The 16,480-nt window shown below is 71.1% G+C and carries 12 protein-coding genes; 7 read left to right on the top strand and 5 right to left on the bottom strand.

The genetic code is table 11. The annotated features are described in order from the left end of the window. Positions 1-83: 83 nt before the first annotated feature. A complete protein-coding gene (locus tag OG584_RS06180; RefSeq protein ID WP_405775823.1) occupies positions 84-1,826 on the top strand; it encodes a pyruvate dehydrogenase in 1,743 nt (580 codons plus the stop codon). A 113-nt stretch (positions 1,827-1,939) separates the two neighbouring features. Next, a complete protein-coding gene (locus OG584_RS06175; RefSeq protein WP_405775821.1) occupies positions 1,940-2,323 on the top strand; it encodes a hypothetical protein in 384 nt (127 codons plus the stop codon). Between the two features lie 360 nt (positions 2,324-2,683). Here the strand turns inward: OG584_RS06175 and OG584_RS06170 are convergent, their stop codons facing one another. Then, positions 2,684-5,764 carry an alpha-mannosidase gene (locus tag OG584_RS06170; protein WP_405775819.1) on the bottom strand — a complete coding sequence of 1,027 codons (3,081 nt, stop codon included), beginning with the start codon at positions 5,762-5,764 and terminating at the stop codon, positions 2,684-2,686. Positions 5,765-5,926: 162 nt separating this feature from the next. Between OG584_RS06170 and OG584_RS06165 the strand changes: the two genes are divergently transcribed. Beyond that, the gene (locus OG584_RS06165; RefSeq protein ID WP_405775817.1) at positions 5,927-6,376 is read left to right on the top strand and encodes an ATP-binding protein; all 450 of its coding nucleotides are present in this window, start codon (positions 5,927-5,929) and stop codon (positions 6,374-6,376) included. Positions 6,377-6,438: 62 nt separating this feature from the next. Here the strand turns inward: OG584_RS06165 and OG584_RS06160 are convergent, their stop codons facing one another. Next, on the bottom strand, positions 6,439-7,509 hold the full coding sequence (locus OG584_RS06160) for a DUF2637 domain-containing protein (RefSeq protein ID WP_405775815.1): 1,071 nt from the start codon (positions 7,507-7,509) through the stop codon (positions 6,439-6,441). A gap of 166 nt (positions 7,510-7,675) precedes the next feature. Continuing rightward, positions 7,676-8,524 carry a (2Fe-2S)-binding protein gene (locus OG584_RS06155; protein WP_405775813.1) on the bottom strand — a complete coding sequence of 283 codons (849 nt, stop codon included), beginning with the start codon at positions 8,522-8,524 and terminating at the stop codon, positions 7,676-7,678. A gap of 120 nt (positions 8,525-8,644) precedes the next feature. Between OG584_RS06155 and OG584_RS06150 the strand changes: the two genes are divergently transcribed. Next, a complete protein-coding gene (locus OG584_RS06150; RefSeq protein ID WP_405775811.1) occupies positions 8,645-9,478 on the top strand; it encodes a GntR family transcriptional regulator in 834 nt (277 codons plus the stop codon). A gap of 81 nt (positions 9,479-9,559) precedes the next feature. Here the strand turns inward: OG584_RS06150 and OG584_RS06145 are convergent, their stop codons facing one another. Both OG584_RS06145 and OG584_RS06140 read right to left on the bottom strand, forming a co-directional pair. Further along, entirely contained in the window at positions 9,560-10,330 is a 771-nt protein-coding gene (locus tag OG584_RS06145) for a hypothetical protein (RefSeq protein ID WP_405775809.1), read from the bottom strand. Positions 10,331-10,483: 153 nt separating this feature from the next. Further along, on the bottom strand, positions 10,484-12,184 hold the full coding sequence (locus OG584_RS06140; RefSeq protein WP_405775807.1) for a PucR family transcriptional regulator: 1,701 nt from the start codon (positions 12,182-12,184) through the stop codon (positions 10,484-10,486). Between the two features lie 284 nt (positions 12,185-12,468). Here OG584_RS06140 and OG584_RS06135 point away from each other — a divergent pair, with 284 nt between their 5' ends. The 3 genes from OG584_RS06135 to OG584_RS06125 are packed head-to-tail and all read left to right on the top strand — an operon-like array spanning position 12,469 to position 16,348. After that, on the top strand, positions 12,469-13,359 hold the full coding sequence (locus tag OG584_RS06135; protein ID WP_405775805.1) for an FAD binding domain-containing protein: 891 nt from the start codon (positions 12,469-12,471) through the stop codon (positions 13,357-13,359). Beyond that, a complete protein-coding gene (locus OG584_RS06130) occupies positions 13,359-13,961 on the top strand; it encodes a (2Fe-2S)-binding protein (protein WP_405775803.1) in 603 nt (200 codons plus the stop codon). The genes OG584_RS06135 and OG584_RS06130 overlap by 1 nt, the downstream gene beginning before the upstream one ends. Positions 13,962-13,963: 2 nt before the next feature. After that, positions 13,964-16,348 (top strand): xanthine dehydrogenase family protein molybdopterin-binding subunit, encoded by a 2,385-nt coding sequence (locus OG584_RS06125; protein WP_405775801.1) that lies wholly within the window; start codon positions 13,964-13,966, stop codon positions 16,346-16,348. Positions 16,349-16,480 lie beyond the last annotated feature (132 nt).

Here is a 16,480-nt window from a genome sequence, read left to right as displayed (position 1 = left end):
GCGGCCCGTGCGGAGCGCCCGCACGGCTCATGAAAGGCGTAATAGCGCAGGCGCGGCCGCCGCGCCCATGGGTTGATGGAGGCATGGCCAAACAGAATGTTGCGGAGCAGTTCGTCGACATCCTCGTCCGTGCGGGCGTGGAGCGCCTGTACGGGGTCGTCGGCGACAGCCTGAATCCTGTGGTCGACGCGATCCGGCGCAATTCGGCCATCGACTGGATCCAGGTCAGACACGAGGAGACCGCGGCCTTCGCGGCCGGCGCGGAGGCCCAGGTCACCGGGAAGCTGGCGGCCTGTGCCGGTTCCTGCGGCCCCGGGAACCTGCATCTGATCAACGGGCTCTTCGACGCTCACCGCTCCATGGCCCCGGTGCTGGCGCTCGCCTCGCACATCCCCTCCGGTGAGATCGGGCTCGGGTACTTCCAGGAGACCCACCCCGACCGGCTGTTCCAGGAATGCAGCCACTACAGCGAGATGATCTCCAGCCCGCAGCAGATGCCGCGGCTGCTCCAGACGGCCATTCAGCACGCCATCGGACAGAGCGGCGTCAGCGTGGTCACCCTCCCGGGCGACATCGCGGGCGCCCCGGCCCCGGACCGGACCGGTGAGAGCGCGCTGGTCACCTCACGCCCCTCGGTACGCCCAGGCGAGGCGGAGATCGAGAAGCTGGCCCGCCTGATCGACGAGGCAGCGCGGGTGACGCTCTTCTGCGGCAGCGGTACGGCGGGCGCGCACGCCGAGGTGATGGAGTTCGCCGAGCGGATCAAGTCCCCGGTGGGCCACGCGCTGCGCGGCAAGGAGTGGATCCAGTACGACAACCCGTACGACGTCGGCATGAGCGGCCTTCTCGGGTACGGCGCCGCCTACGAGGCCACGCACGAGTGTGATCTGCTGATCCTGCTCGGCACCGACTTCCCGTACAACGCCTTCCTGCCCGACGACGTGAAGATCGCCCAGGTCGACATCCGTCCGGAGCATCTGGGCCGCCGCACCAAGCTCGACCTCGCGGTCTGGGGCGACGTGCGCGAGACGCTGCTGGCCCTGACGCCGCGGGTGAAGCCCAAGACCAACCGCAAGTTCCTCGACAAGATGCTGAAGAAGCACGCCGACGCGCTCGAGGGTGTCGTCAAGGCCTACACGCGCAAGGTCGAGAAGCACACCCCGATCCACCCCGAGTACGTGGCGTCCGTCCTGGACGAAGTAGCCGACGACGACGCCGTGTTCACCGTGGACACCGGGATGAACAACGTGTGGGCGGCCCGCTATCTCACGCCCAACGGCCGCCGCCGGGTGATCGGTTCCTTCAGTCACGGTTCGATGGCCAACGCGCTGCCGCAGGCCATCGGAGCCCAGTTCACCGACCGGGAGCGGCAGGTCGTCGCGATGTCGGGCGACGGTGGTTTCTCGATGCTGATGGGGGACTTCCTGACCCTCGTACAGTACGACCTGCCGGTGAAGGTCGTCGTCTTCAACAACTCCGCCCTCGGCATGGTGGAGCTGGAGATGATGGTGGGCGGTCTCCCGTCGTACGGCACCACTCACCACCATTCCGACTTCGCGGCCATCGCGCGGGCCGCCGGAGCCTACGGCGTCCGGGTGGAGAAGCCGAAGCAGCTGGCCGGGGCGCTCACGGACGCCTTCAAGCACAAGGGCCCGGCCCTGGTGGACGTGGTCACCGACCCGAATGCCCTCTCCATCCCGCCGCGGATCAGCGCCGACATGGTCAGCGGCTTCGCGCTCTCCGCGTCCAAGATCGTGCTGGACGGCGGAGTGGGCCGGATGGTGCAGATGGCCCGCTCCAACCTGCGGAACATGCCCCGGCCGTAGGCACCGCACCGGCGCCTCGGCGCCGTGGGCGAGTGTCTCCGTCCGTACGGCCGAACCGCGGCCCGGCCAGCGGGCGCCCCTGGCGGTGTTGTGGGTCCGCGTAGTCTCACCGGGTGCATACGCATCTGAGCTTCCGGAGTCCTCCCGCGCTGTCTCATGTGGTCGTATCCGAGACGCTGGAGCGGGCCCTCGGTGACCGCTCGCACGAGTCCGAGGCGGCGAGTGTCCTGGTCGGGAGCGCCTTGAACGACGACGACCGGGACTTCGTCGAGCACTGGTGCATGGAGGTCGGCACGCGGGCCGTGCCGGGCAGCCCGCTCCTCGGGCTGGCCGGCCTGTGCCTGGGCCATACCGCTCGACGCTTCGGCCGGCTCAGCGATGAGGCCCTCGCCCTGGCGGTGTCGCTGGCGGTGCGGGCGCAGGCGGACGCGTCGGATGTGGACGGTCGGGCCCAGGACGGTTATGACGATGTGCGGAGCTTCCTGCACCTGTCGTGACGTTGCTGTTGCTGTTGCTGTTGCCGTTGCCGTTGCGGGTCGGGCGATGCGGTCGGGTCCCCCCTGCTGTGAAGCGCACGCTCAGGACGTTGCGGTGTCTGCCGGAGGTCATCGACTGCTGCCTGCCGGACCCTCGGCTTCGGGCACTCGGGCGTCGGCCGGGCGGGACGGTACTGCCTCTGCCCGAGGCACCGGCAGCACCGTCTCACCTTCGGAGTACTGAAACCCCCAGCGCTCACCCGCCCAAGTACACGCACCCCGCGTGAGTGGACCGGCCCCGACATCATCGCGGCTGCTTGCGTCTCTTCACCGGGCTGAGCAGCCTCCGGACGGAGCGCTCTCCAGCCGGGCGGAGCCCCCTCAGGACGGGCGCAGCCGAAGGGTCAGGATCTGGAAGGGCCGCAGGGACACGCTGAGTTGGCCGCTGTCCGCCGCCGTCTCCCGCAGCGGCCGTTCCAGCAGGTCGGTGATGTCGGCCCGCCCCACCGGAAACCCGAATCCGACCGTGGCGTCCGCGCGTCCGCCCGCTGATTCGTAGAGCCGCACCACCACATCGCCGCTGCGGTCCTCGGCGAACTTCACCGACTCGACGGTCACGGCCGGATGGTCCGTGGTGACGAGTGGTGCGAGCGCGGGTGCTTCGGCCGTCCGCAGTGGCAGATTGAGGGCGAGCCCCTCCCGTACCGCGTCGGTCACGCCCGCCCCCGGATACAGCGCGTAGCTGAACCTGTGCGTCCCCAGGTCCGTCTCCGGGTCCGGGCTGTGCGGGGCGCGCAGCAGTGTCAGCCGTACGGTCGTGCCCAGACCGTCCCGGTGTTCCGTGCGTGTCACGTCGTGTCCGTACGTCGAGTCGTTGAGCACCGCTACCCCGTACCCCGGCTCGGCAACCCGCAGCCAGCGGTGCGCGCAGATCTCGAAACGCGCCGCATCCCAGCTGGTGTTGGTGTGAGTGGCACGGTGCACATGCCCGAACTGGATCTCGGCCGTGGACCGTTCGGCGTGCACATCGAGCGGGAACGCCACCTTGAGTACCTTCTCGGACTCCTGCCAGTCGGCATCGGTGATGACGTCGAGGCGCGGGCTCCCCGCGTCGAGCCGCAGTTCCTGGGTGATGCGCGAGGCCCCGAATGCCCGTACGACCCGCACTGCCGCCCGCAGCGGGCCCTCGCCGACGAGCTCAACCGACTCGGCGGTGGTGAGGTCGGTACGGCTGCGCCGGTAGTGCCGGTCGATGTCCCACGCGTCCCACTGGTTGGGGTGGTCGGGGTGCAGCTGAAGGAGGTTGCCGCGGCTGCCCGGCGCCAGGGCCTCGCGGCCGGCCGCCAGGTCGCGTACCGACGCCAGCAGTCCGTCCGCGTCCACCGTGACCCGCAGCAGCCCGTTGTCGAGCACGATCGACTCGCCTTCCCGCGTCGCACTCACGGCGTCGCCGCTCGCGGGGCCGCCGGCCGGAGCGGACCCGAGCGGCGGTACGTCCGCGAAGTCCAGGGTGCCGTCGGCCGTGGCGATGACTTCGCGGCGTCCGTACGGAGAGGCGTTGAGCACCGTCCTCGCGCCCCCGCCGCCGCTCAGCGGCCGCACGTCAGGTCCGGGTTCGAGCGCGGCTACCGCCCCGTCGACGAGCGCCTCCAGCTCCTCCCGCACCCGGGCGTAGGTGTCCCGCGCCTCACGGTGCACCCAGGCGATCGACGAACCCGGCAGGATGTCGTGGAACTGGTGAAGCAGTACCGTCTTCCAGATCCGGTCCAGTTCGTCGTGTGGATAGCTGTACGAAGGTGACCGCAGCGCCGCCCTCGTCGCCCACAACTCCGCTTCCCGCAGCAGGTGTTCGCTGCGGCGGTTGCCCTGCTTGGTCTTCGCCTGCGTGGTGTACGTGGCCCGGTGCAGCTCCAGGTAGAGCTCACCCGACCAGACAGGCGCCTGCGGCCCGTACTCCTCCTCGGCCGCCGTGAAGAACGCCGATGGCTTCTCGATCTCGACGCGCGGGGAGCCCTCCAGGCTGTGGAGCCTGCGTGCCTTCTCCAGCATCTCGCGGGTCGGGCCGCCTCCGCCGTCACCCCACCCGAACGGGACCAGGGACCGTGTCGCACGGCCCTTTTCGGCGAAGTTCCTCTCGGCGTGGGCGAGTTCGGCCCCGTGCAGCTGGGAGTTGTAGGTGTCGACCGGCGGGAAGTGGGTGAAGACCCGGGTCCCGTCGATGCCCTCCCACCAGAAGGAGTGGTGGGGCATCCGGTTCGCCTGGTTCCACGACAGCTTCTGCGTGAGGAACCACCTGATCCCGGCGAGCTTCGCCAGCTGAGGGAAGGCCGCGGTGTAACCGAAGGAGTCCGGCAGCCAGATCTCCTCGGTCTCGACGCCCAGCTCCTCGGCGAAGAAGCGCCTGCCGTGCACGATCTGGCGGGCCAGCGCCTCCCCGCCCGGCATGTTGGCGTCCGACTCGACCCACATGGACCCCACCGGCGCCCAGTTGCCCTCTGCCACCGCTGACTTGACGCGTTCCCAGATGTGCGGCTGGTGCTCCTTCACCCAGGCGTACTGCTGCGCCTGCGAGCAGGCGAAGACCAGCTCCGGGTAGTCGGCGGTCAGCGCCGTCACATTCGCGAAGGTCCGCGATGCCTTCCGCACGGTCTCGCGCAGCGGCCACAGCCAGGCCGAGTCGATATGCGCGTGGCCGGTGGCCGAGATCCGGTGGGCGCCCGACTCGGCGGGCCTGGCCAGCGCGGCAGCGAGGGCCGTCCGCCCGGCTGCCGCCGTGCCCGGCACGTCGTGCAGATCGAGCGCGTCCAGCATGTCCTCCAGCGAGCGGAGGATCTCGTGGTGCCTGCTCCGGTCGGCCGGCAGCTCCCGCATCAGCTCGGAGAGCACCTCGATGTCGATGACCAGCTGCCAGACGTCCTCGTTCAGCACGGCGAGATCCGCGGACGCGAAGCGGTAGAGCGGTTCGTCTCCAGCGGTCAGCACATCACCCAGCCGCGTCGGCTCGAAGCCGTGCAGCACCGCGGGGTTGGCCGCGGCCTCCAGCAGGAGGCTCACCCGTTCACCTCCCGCCGCGGGCGCCGCGACGGGCACATGGCGGTTGCGCGGGTGAATGCCTTTGACGGGCACGCCCCCGGCGTCGTAGACCATTCCCTCCGCCTGGAACCCCGGTCCTTCACCGGTGAACCCCGGGTCGATCACGGCCTCGACCCGGCGGCCCTCCCAGGAATCCGGGACGGCGCCCTCCAGCCGGAACCAGCTGGTGGACCAGGGGCTGCCCCATTCGGTGCCGGTCTCGAAGGGCTCGTACGTGCCGCGCAGCGCCTCGTCCACGGGCACGGGCTCACCCGGTACATGCTGGGCGGACAGGGTGAGAGCCACCCGGTCCGTGTACTGCGCGGGGCGGATGAACTGGCGCAGGGCCCGCTCCAGGCGGCCCTCAACCAGGGATCGGTCGTCGTGCATCGCGGCTCCTGCGGGATCGGCTCGGCGTGACGGTTCACCGCTGTGCCTTCCCCGGCGGAGCGTCCGGCACCCGCCCGGCATGAGTGAGCACCCGCCTGCCGGGCATGCATGCGGTGAGACTGTTCGAGCACGACGGGGTATCACGACTTGTAGGCGGGGGACATGACGGGGCGTCACAGTAGTACGAGTACCGCACCGGACCGGTGCGGTCAGGGATCCGGAGACCGCCGGAGCGGCCGGCTGCACCGCAGGCTGCGGCGGGGGGACCTGCCCGCGGTGAAGGACGTGCGGCACGGGCTGAGGGAGCTGCTGCGCCAGTGCGGGAGCCAGGGGGACACCGACGTGGCCGAGCTGCTCACGAGCGAGCTGGTGACGAACGCGCTGATCCACACGGACCGGGGCGCGGTGGTCACGGCCGGAGTCGGGCCCGCCGGGCTGCGGGTGGAAGTCAGGGATTTCGTGGCCGGGCGGCCGGAGCCGGGCCGGGCCACCGACGAGAGTACGCACGGACGGGGCCTCGTCCTGGTGCGGGCTCTCGCGGACGCCTGGGGTGTGCGGACGCACGAGGTGGGGAAGTCGGTCTGGTTCGAACTCGCAGGCGGCCAGGTGTGAGAAACACCTGACCGCCTGCGGATGGCGCACCTTCGGACCGTGCGCCGGAACCGGTGGCGCGGTCAGCCGAATTGCTGTTCGAGGTCCTTCAGTTTCTGCTCCAGGGAATCGAGGCGGGGGAGGGTCTGAGTGTCGTCCTCGGCGGTGAGGTCGACCGTCACGCCGTCGGCTCCCGCCGTACCCCGGTCGGATTCAGAGTTCGTCACGGCCTGCAGGGAGGGCCTGGCGCGTAAGGGCAGCTGTCCCGGCTCGGGTATGGCAGGCTCCGTGACCGCCTTCGCCGCGCCCACAGCCGGGGCCGTGCCCGCCACCTCCACCTGACGGCTGCCGCGCCCGCGCCCCAGCGACCGGTGCTGCCGGTTGATCGCCTTGAGATGGGCCCGTTCCAGCTTCTCGTGCTCCCGCTTGCGGAGACGGTTCTGCTCTTTCTGGCGGCGGTCGTCACGCACTTCGTCGACCGCCTCGTCCAGTGTCCGCACCCCTTCCAGGAGCATCAGCGACCAGGCGCCGAAGGTCTCCCGGGGCGCGCGAAGCCACCGTACGATCCGGATCTGCGGCAGCGGACGGGGAACCAGTCCCTGCTCGCGCAGCGCCGCCACCCGGGTCTGCTTCAGTGCCCGGTCGAACAGCACCGCCGCCGAGAGCGACATCCCCGCGAAGAACTGCGGAGCGCCCGCGTGGGCCAGGCCGCGGGGCGCGTGCACCCAGTTGAACCAGGCAGCCGCTCCCGCGAACGTCCAGACCAGCAGCCGCGAGCCGAGCGCCGCGTCGCCGTGGCTCGCCTCCCGGACCGCCAGTACGGAACAGAACATGGCGGCGCCGTCCAGGCCGAACGGGACCAAGTACTCCCAGCCGCCCGTGAGATCGAGGTTCTGCCGGCCGAAGCCGACCAGTCCGTGGAAGGACAGTGCGGCGGCGACCGCGGCGCAGCAGAACAGCAGCAGATACGAGGCCGTTCCGTAGACCGCCTCCTTGTGCCGTCTGCGTTCCTCGGTGCGCTCCCAGGTGTCGTCGGCCGTTCCCTTGTCGGCGGAGCGCCTGCCGCGCACGAGCACCGCCACCGCGACCAGGACCCCCGCGATCATCACGCCACCGGGGAGCAGCCAGTCCAGAGATATGTCGGTCAGTCGCATGCGGCGTCCCTTGCATCGCGTCAGTGCCTTGCGGCCGCAATATTGGCTCAGATCCCGGGGGCCTCAGAGCGTTTCGGGACAAGAGCACGCCAACGGAGTGCAGGGAGCACCGGATAGGGGCGATCTGATCGAACTGCCTTGCGTGCGAGCTGCGTCGGGTTCGAATTCAGTCAGTCGAAGGAGGGGTGTCGGCGCTGAGCCTGGCCACTCGGTCGGCATCGCACGTGCGCGGGCAGGTAACGCAGGTGTCACCGGGGCTCACCGTATAGAAGAGGCAGCAGCTCGCGCGGTCGCGGGTCGGCAGCGGCCGGCCCTGCGGTCCGGCGAGTTCCCGGAAGCCCGCCGTGCCGACATACGGAGCGGTCGAGCCCGGCATCAGCAGCTCCAGCTCCGCCACCGCACGCGACTCCTCGCCGAGCAGATGGCCGATGTACCAGAGGCCCTCGACGATCTCGTCGGTCGCCATCCCCCACAGCGCCCGCCGGCCGCGGCGCATCCGCGGCCCGAAGCCTTCGAGTACCGGTTCCAGGTGCTCGGCGACGGCCGCCCGCACCTCGGCGCGCAGCGCGTCCTCGTCCGCGACCACCTGTGCGCCGGGCAGTCCGGCGGCCGGGTCGTCCGGCAGGCAGGCGAAGGAGCCGGTGCGTACGGCCATCCGGCCCAGCGTCCGCTGGAAGGCGACGGCGCCGACCGGCAGCCGGGGCACCCTGCGGTGCAGGAACCACGGCACCGTGATCAGCAGACAGGCGGGCCAGGCGTACCGGTGGAAGCCGAAGCCGGCGATGACGTCGGGCCTGGCCCGCTGCCCGTAGTCGCGCAGCACCTGGGCGCTGTCCCAGTCCAGGAACGCGTCGAGCGCGACACCGCCCGCCGCGAGGTCGGTCGCGGTCACCCAGCCGCCGCCGGACGGGGCGAGTCCGCCGTCCGGCTCGGTGACGGACAGGCCGGGGAACACCTCGGTCAGCCGCTCGTACGCGGCGGTGACGGGGGAGCGCAGCAGCATGGGGACGGTCATGCAGGGACCACCGAATCGCGATCGTTTGCAGGTAAGCCTTACCTTATCCGATCCGATCGATGTTTGAACTGCGGCCCGGTCCGCCTATCGTGCTCAACAGGACACCGGAGGAGGACCCAGGTGGAACAGGGCAGAGCGCGCGACGCCGCATGGCCGTGCGCGCCCGCGCACCCCGCCCACCGGACCCGTGTCCCCGATCCCGCCCGCAGCCCCGAACAGCGGGCCGCCGTCGGATCGGGTCACGGCGAGCACAGCCGCAGCGAGCCGGCGGGCCCCGCCGTGCGGCCCGTCCCCGGAGGGCCGGAGCCTCTCGCGGCTCCGGGGGCGAAAGCGGTGCGGCGCCACTCGGTGCGCGGCCAGATCCTCGACGCGTTGCGCACCGCCCTGGTGGACGGCGACCTCGTCCCCGGCGAGGTCTACTCGGGTCCGGCGCTCGGCGAGCGGTTCGGCGTCTCGGCCACCCCGGTCCGGGAGGCCATGCAGCAGCTCGCGGTGGAGGGTGCGGTGGAGGTCGTGCCCAACCGGGGCTTCCGGGTGGCCGAGCGGAGCGCCGGCGAGCTCGCCGATCTGGCCGAGGTGCGGGCGCTGATCGAGGTCCCGGTGATGCTGCGGCTGGCCCGCACGGTTCCGGCCGGCTGCTGGGCCGAGCTGCGGCCCCTCGCCGATGCCACGGTGTCCGCAGCGGCCGTCGGTGACCGGGGCAGATACGCAGAGTCCGACCGCGCTTTCCACGGGGCCGTACTCGGACTCTCGGGAAACCAGCAGCTGGTCGCCGTCGCCGACGAACTGCACCGCAAGGCCCAGTGGCCGCTGGTGAGCGCTCCCGTCACCCGCCGCGCCGACCTCGTCGCCGACGCCTCGGAGCACACCGCGCTGCTCGACGCCCTGATCGCCCGCGATCTGGCGGTCGTCCAGTCGCTCGTACGCGAGCACTTCACCGGCGCACCCGGCTGAACAGGCCGCCGACGCCCGCCGGCCGGCCCCGGCCACCCGGCCGGAACCCCCTCGTGTCCCGCCGTGCGCGACCGCTGCGAGTCATACCGCGGCGGCCGGCGGAGTGAGCTGTGCGGCCAGCCAGGTCGGTACGCCGTCGAGCAGCCGGAACAGCCGGGTCGCCTCGGCCCGCAGCCGGGTCGCCTCCGGTTCCGGCTCCGCGTCCGCGAGCGCGGCGAGCGCCGGGGCCGTACCGACGAGGTAGCCCAGTTCCTCCCGTATCCGCAGGGATTCCGCGAAGCCGTGCCGTGCCTCGGCGAGTTCACCCTCCCGCAGGGCGAGCGAGGCCAGATGGCGCCAGGTGAAGGAGAGCAGCAGTGTCTGGCCGTGCGCTGTGGCGCCGGCGTGGGCGCGGCGGTAGGCGGCGCGCGCCGACTGCGGTGAATCGGCCAGGTTCTGGGCGATCAGCCCGCGGCGGAAGTCCAGGAGCGGGCGGCCCGGTGAGCCGGGCGCTATCAGGGCGGCCGCTCTGCCCATCGCGGCACGAGCCTCGTCGGCCCGGTCCCGGGTCCCCAGCAGGGTTGACGCATAACCGAGTTGACCGCGTTCGCAGGCCGCGGCGCCGCGTGCCTCGTCGCTGCGGGCGAGTGCTTCGGCCGTTCGCAGGGCGTCCTCCGCGTCGGTCCAGCCCTGCTCCGTGTAGAGGCATCGCTCGATCAGCAGCGCGGCCCGCTGCAGGGCCGCTTCAGCGTCGTGCTTCGCGTGCGGCTCCAGGAGGGCGGCCGCGTCCGCCCAGCAGCCGCGCGAGCGCAGCCGCCATACCGCGGTCTGGAGTGGAGGATCGTCATCAGCTGTCGTTCCGTAACCAGACATGGCGGTATAGGCCACATTGCCCTCCCCGAGCGCGCCATTGAGCTGTTGAGTCTGGGCGCATCTCAGCACGGATTGGCATGCCGGGCCAAGGGGTTGGGTGAATCAATTCACAATCTTCGGGCTCCGCGCGGGCCCCGGCGGGGGCGCCACGCGTCAGCTCATCCGCAGTGCCAGGAAGAAATCGAGCTTGTCCTCCAGGCGTGAGAGATCCCGTCCCGTCAACTGCTCGATTCGGCCGACCCGGTAGCGCAGCGTGTTGACATGCAGGTGCAGCCGGGTGGCGCAGCGCGTCCACGAACCGTCGCAGTCCAGGAAGGCCTCCAACGTCGGGATCAGCTCCGCCCGGTGGCGCCGGTCGTAGTCCCGCAGCGGATCGAGCAGCCTCGCGGTGAAGGCCCGCCGTACGTCGTCCGGGACGAACGGCAGCAGCAGCACATGTGAAGCGAGCTCGTGGTGGCCCGCCGCGCAGACCCGGCCCGGCCTGGCCGCTGCCACTCGCCGGGCGTGCCTGGCCTCCTCCAGGGCGCCGCGCAGCCCCTCCGCCGAGTGCACCGAGGCGGAGACGCCGAGCGTCAGCCGCCCGTCGTCGGCGAGTCCGGCCGTGAGGGGTTCGCGCACCGCCGTGAGCAGCTCGTCCGCGTGCAGCCCGGCGTCCGGGCCCTGATCGGGCTCCTCGCCGTCCGGTCCCGGTGCCAGAGGCGGCAGCGGGACGAGCGCGATGGCCTCGTCGCCCGTATGGGCCACCGCGATCCGGTCGGACGAACCCGAGCCCGTACCGCCCGGCAGCTCCTGGTCGACGAGGATCTCCTCCAGCAGGGACTGGGCCACCGGACCGGCGTCGATCGCGGGGCCGTCCTGCTGGTCCCAGTCGACGCGGGCCACGACCACCTGCCAGCGCGGAGCCGCCCCGATGCCCGGCATCAGTACCGGCGCGGCCACCCGCAGCCTGGCGGCGATCTCGGCGGGAGGCGCACCCGTCTGGACCAGTTCGAGAACTTCCTGGGCCAGTCTGCGCCGTACGGTGCGGGCCGCGTCGCGCCGGTCCCGCTCGACGGCGATCAGCTGTGTCACACCCTGGAGCAGATCCAGCCGGGCAGCCGGCCAGTCGCCCGCGTCCGCCTCGACGGCGAGCAGCCAGTCGGAGAGCACCGTCTCGCGCACATCGCGCGGGCCGGTGGCGCCACGTCCGCCGCCCCGCACCGGGAACAGTGAGTACGCGGTCGAGTGCACCGTGATCCGGTGCGGGCCGCGGCGCCCGGTCCTGGTCGCGCCCAGGTGACCTGCGGCCAGTACGGCGCCGGTCCCTTCCGGCAGCGGAGCGCCGGCCCCGGCGATCTGGCGGCCGGTGGGGGAGAGCACCCACGCGTGCAGGTCCAGATCGGTGGTCAGCAGATCGAGCACCACGTCGGGGCCGCCGCCGGTCGGGCCGGACGTCATCAGCCTGCGGTGGCGGTCCACCACGGCGGCCAGGTCCCCGGCACGCTCGCCCGAGACCTGGCGTACCACGTACTCGGTGATGGCGGCGAAGGCGACCGATTCCTCCACCGCGAAGAGGGGCAGCCGGTGGCGGACACACGCCGCTACCAGGTCGTCGGGCACGGCCGCCAGCTCCGCCTCGCCCGCCGCGAGCCCGACGACCCCGGCGCCCGCCAGGAGCCGTACGAAGGGTTCCGAGTCCTCGGCGGAGCGCCGCCAGGCGAGTCCCGTCAGGACCAGTTCGCCACCGGCGAGGTACCGGCTGGGATCACGCAGATCCGTTGTCATCACGCCGCGGACCGTGCGGTCCAGCTCGTCGTCGCCGCCGAGCAGCCGCAAGCCCAGCGCGTCGGTTTCCAGCAGTGCGCGCAGCCGCATCTCGTCGCCGCCGATCCGTATCGTCCGCCGCTCCGGTACAGCCGGTCGGCGGAACTAGTCGTTTCCAGAGGAAAGCAAAGAGGTAACTGAATCCCGTCTTTCGTTCGAACATACAAGACGACCAAGGTCACCAGCCAACTCCTTCATGGTTTCGGTGACTGCACCGCACACCGCACGGCTTGTGTACTTGTGCCGTCGAGCGTGAACAGCAGATGAACGACCAGCCGGGGGCCGAACGCCCCCGGGCCCCAGCGATCAGTCCCGATGAAGAAGAGAGCCGCTTTATGGACTTCCTTCGCCCCGCCAGCTGGGAGGAGGCGCTCGCCGCGAAGGCAGCGCACCCCACAGCTGTGCCGATCGCCGGTGGCACCGACGTCATGGTCGAGATCAACTTTGACCACCGCCGACCCCAGTACCTCCTGGATCTGAACCGCATCGGCCTCCTCACCGAGTGGAGCGTCGGCGAGGACACCGTCCAGCTGGGCGCATCCGTCCCGTACGCCAAGATCATGGAGCACCTGCGCCCGGAGCTGCCGGGACTCGCACTGGCGTCGCACACGGTGGCGTCCCCGCAGATCCGCAACCGCGGCGGCGTCGGGGGCAACCTCGGCACCGCCTCGCCCGCGGGCGACGCCCACCCGGCGCTGCTCGCGGCCGGCTGCCAGGTCGAAGCCGAGTCGGTGCGGGGCTCGCGGCTCATCCCCATCGACGACTTCTACACCGGGGTCAAGCGCAACGCGCTCGCCCCCGACGAGCTGATCAAGTCGGTCCGCATCAACAAGGCCGACGGCCCCCAGCAGTACTCCAAGGTCGGCACCCGCAACGCCATGGTCATCGCGGTGTGCGCCTTCGGGATCGCCCTGCACCCCGGGACCCGCACCGTCCGCACCGGCATCGGATCGGCGGCCCCTACGCCGGTCCGGGCCAAGGCGGCCGAGGACTTCCTGAACGCGGCACTCGACGAGGGCGGTTTCTGGGAGAGCGGAAAGATCATCACCCCGTCGATCACCAAGCAGTTCGCCCAGCTGGTCTCCGGCGCGGCGAACCCGATCGACGATGTCCGCGGCACGGCGAGCTACCGCCGGCACGCCGTCGGCATCATGGCCCGCCGCACGCTCGGCTGGACCTGGGAGTCGTACCGCGGCCAGGGCCGCAGCACAGAGGGAGTCGCATAATGCGCGTGAACTTCACGGTCAACGGGCGGCCGCAGGAGGCCGACGACGTCTGGGAAGGCGAGAGCCTGCTCTACGTGCTCCGCGAACGCATGGGCCTCCCCGGTTCCAAGAACGCCTGTGAACAGGGTGAATGCGGCTCCTGCACGGTGCGCCTCGACGGGGTCCCCGTCTGCTCCTGTCTGGTCGCCGCCGGTCAGGCCGAGGGCCGTGAGGTCGTCACGGTCGAGGGCCTGGCGGACTACGCCAGGCACCGCGCCGACGCCCACCCCGGCACCGGCTGCCCCGCCGGCGCTTCCGGCACCTGCGGCATCAGCCTGGACGCCGCCAAGCGCTGGCAGTCCAAGCCCGCCGACGGCCGCCCCGGCGAGGACGGTGACCTCTCCCCGGTCCAGCAGGCGTTCATCGACGCGGGCGCCGTGCAGTGCGGCTTCTGCACCCCGGGTCTGCTGGTCGCCGCCGACGAGCTGCTGGAGCAGAACGGCTCGCCGTCCGACGCGGACATCCGGGAGGCGCTCTCCGGCAACCTCTGTCGCTGCACCGGCTACGAGAAGATCCTCGACGCGGTCCGCCTCGCAGCCGCTCGCCAGGAAGCGGCGGTCTGATCATGGGCGTCACTGGTTCCCCGGGAGACATCAAGCAGGGATCGAAGACCAAGGGCGGCATCGGCGAGTCGACGCTCCGCCCCGACGGCACCCTCAAGGTCACCGGCGAGTTCGCGTACTCGTCGGACATGTGGCACGAGGACATGCTCTGGGGCTTCACACTCCGTTCCACCACCGCGCACGCCGAGATCGAGTCGATCGACGTCTCGGAGGCCGTCTCGACCGCCGGCGTGTACGCCGTGCTCACCTACGACGACCTGCCCACCGACATCAGGAACTACGGCCTGGAGATCCAGGACACCCCGGTTCTCGCCCACGGGAAGGTACGCCACCACGGCGAGCCGGTGGCCCTCGTCGCCGCCGACCACCCGGAGACCGCACGCAGGGCCGCGGCCAAAATCAGGATCAAGTACGCCGAGCTGCCCGTCATCACCGACGAGGCGTCGGCGACCGCACCGGACGCGCCGCTCATCCACGAGGCCCGCGACGACCATCACATCGGTCACGTCCCGCACCCGAACATCGTCCACCGCCAGCCGATCGTCCGCGGCGACGCCGACGAGGCCGCGAAGCGTGCCGACGTCACCGTCTCGGGCGACTACGTCTTCGGCATGCAGGACCAGGCGTTCCTCGGCCCCGAGTCCGGCCTCGCCGTACCGGCGGACGACGGCGGTGTCGACCTGTACATCGCCACCCAGTGGCTGCACTCCGACCTCCGGCAGATGGCGCCGGTCCTCGGTCTGCCCGAGGACAAGATCCGGATGACGCTCTCCGGCGTCGGCGGCGCTTTCGGCGGTCGCGAGGACCTGTCGATGCAGATCCACGCCTGCCTCCTGGCGCTTCGCACCGGCAAGCCGGTCAAGATCGTCTACAACCGCTTCGAGTCCTTCTTCGGCCACGTCCACCGCCACCCGGCGAAGCTCCACTACGAGCACGGGGCCACCAAGGACGGCAAGCTCACCCACATGAAGTGCCGGATCGTGCTGGACGGCGGCGCCTACGCCTCCGCCTCCCCGGCCGTCGTCGGCAACGCCTCGTCGCTCTCCGTGGGCCCGTACGCCGTCGAGGACGTCGACATCGAGGCCCTCGCGCTCTACACCAACAACCCGCCCTGCGGCGCCATGCGCGGATTCGGCGCGGTCCAGGCGTGTTTCGCGTACGAGGCGCAGATGGACAAGCTCGCGGCGAAGCTGGACATGGACCCGGTGGAGTTCCGCCGGATCAATGCCATGGAACAGGGCACGCTGCTTCCGACGGGCCAGGTCTGCGACTCACCCGCGCCCGTCGCCGAGCTGCTGCGCCTGGTCAAGGCGCGCCCGCTGCCGCCCGAGCAGCAGTGGCTCTCGGCGGGCGAGGACGCGGACGTCCGTGCCCTGCCCGGCGGGCTCTCCAACACCACGCACGGAGAAGGCGTCGTACGCGGAGTCGGCTACGCCGTCGGCCTCAAGAACGTCGGCTTCTCCGAGGGCTTCGACGACTACTCCACCGCCCGGGTGCGAATGGAGATCATCAACGGCGAGCCCGTCGCGACCGTGCACACCGCGATGGCCGAGGTCGGCCAGGGCGGAGTCACCGTGCACGCCCAGATCGCCCGTACCGAGCTCGGCGTCCTCCAGGTGACCATCCACCCGGCCGATACGCAGGTCGGCTCGGCCGGTTCGACGTCCGCCTCCCGGCAGACGTACATGACCGGCGGCGCGGTGAAGAACGCCGCCGAGGCCGTCCGCGAGAAGGTCCTGGAGATCGGCCGGGCCAAGCTCGGCACGTACCACCCGGCCTGGGCGACGGCCGAACTCCTCCTGGAGGGCGGCAAGGTCGTCACCGACGGCGGCGAGGTCCTGGCGGACCTGGTCGACGTGCTGGAGGACGAAGCGGTGGACCTCGAACTCGAATGGCGCCACCGCCCCACGGCCCCCTTCGACCCGGTGACGGGCCAGGGCGACGGGCACGTCCAGTACTCGTTCGCCGCGCACCGTGCGGTCGTCGAGGTGGACACCGAGCTCGGACTGGTCAAGGTCGTCGAACTCGCCTGCGCCCAGGACGTCGGCAGGGCGCTCAACCCGCTCTCCGTCGTCGGCCAGATCCAGGGCGGTACGACCCAGGGCCTGGGCATCGCGGTGATGGAGGAGATCATCGTCGACCCGAAGACCGCGAAGGTACGCAACCCGTCCTTCACGGACTACCTGATCCCGACGATCCTCGACACGCCGACGATCCCGGTCGACGTACTCGAACTGGCCGACGACCACGCGCCGTACGGCCTGCGCGGTGTCGGCGAGGCCCCGACGCTCTCCTCGACCCCGGCCGTCCTCGCGGCGATCCGCAACGCGACCGGACTCGAACTCAACAGGACACCAGTCAGGCCGGAGCACCTCACCGGCACTTGACCCCCAGAACCCTCCGGGCGGCGTGTGCCTCCTAGGAACGTCACACTTCCCAGCGCGCGCCGCCCGGAGTCAACCAGTACCGCCCCGCTCGCGGTCCTGGCCCCCACACCGCAGTACGCAGTACCCAGTTCG

This window comes from Streptomyces sp. NBC_00859, assembly GCF_045161865.1.
Lineage (GTDB): Bacteria > Actinomycetota > Actinomycetes > Streptomycetales > Streptomycetaceae > Streptomyces.
Note: the sequence above shows the minus strand (reverse complement) of the source record. Positions and strands in the feature narration are given on the sequence as shown.

Bases quoted from the DNA above. Each gene is read 5' to 3' on its own strand.
- OG584_RS06180 (WP_405775823.1), top strand. From the start codon at position 84: ATGGCCAAACAGAATGTTGCGGAGCAGTTCGTCGACATCCTCGTCCGT.
- OG584_RS06170 (WP_405775819.1), bottom strand. From the start codon at position 5,764: ATGCACGACGACCGATCCCTGGTTGAGGGCCGCCTGGAGCGGGCCCTG.
- OG584_RS06165 (WP_405775817.1), top strand. From the start codon at position 5,927: ATGACGGGGCGTCACAGTAGTACGAGTACCGCACCGGACCGGTGCGGT.
- OG584_RS06160 (WP_405775815.1), bottom strand. From the start codon at position 7,509: ATGCGACTGACCGACATATCTCTGGACTGGCTGCTCCCCGGTGGCGTG.
- OG584_RS06155 (WP_405775813.1), bottom strand. From the start codon at position 8,524: ATGACCGTCCCCATGCTGCTGCGCTCCCCCGTCACCGCCGCGTACGAG.
- OG584_RS06145 (WP_405775809.1), bottom strand. From the start codon at position 10,330: ATGTCTGGTTACGGAACGACAGCTGATGACGATCCTCCACTCCAGACC.
- OG584_RS06140 (WP_405775807.1), bottom strand. From the start codon at position 12,184: ATGCGGCTGCGCGCACTGCTGGAAACCGACGCGCTGGGCTTGCGGCTG.
- OG584_RS06135 (WP_405775805.1), top strand. From the start codon at position 12,469: ATGGACTTCCTTCGCCCCGCCAGCTGGGAGGAGGCGCTCGCCGCGAAG.
- OG584_RS06130 (WP_405775803.1), top strand. From the start codon at position 13,359: ATGCGCGTGAACTTCACGGTCAACGGGCGGCCGCAGGAGGCCGACGAC.
- OG584_RS06125 (WP_405775801.1), top strand. From the start codon at position 13,964: ATGGGCGTCACTGGTTCCCCGGGAGACATCAAGCAGGGATCGAAGACC.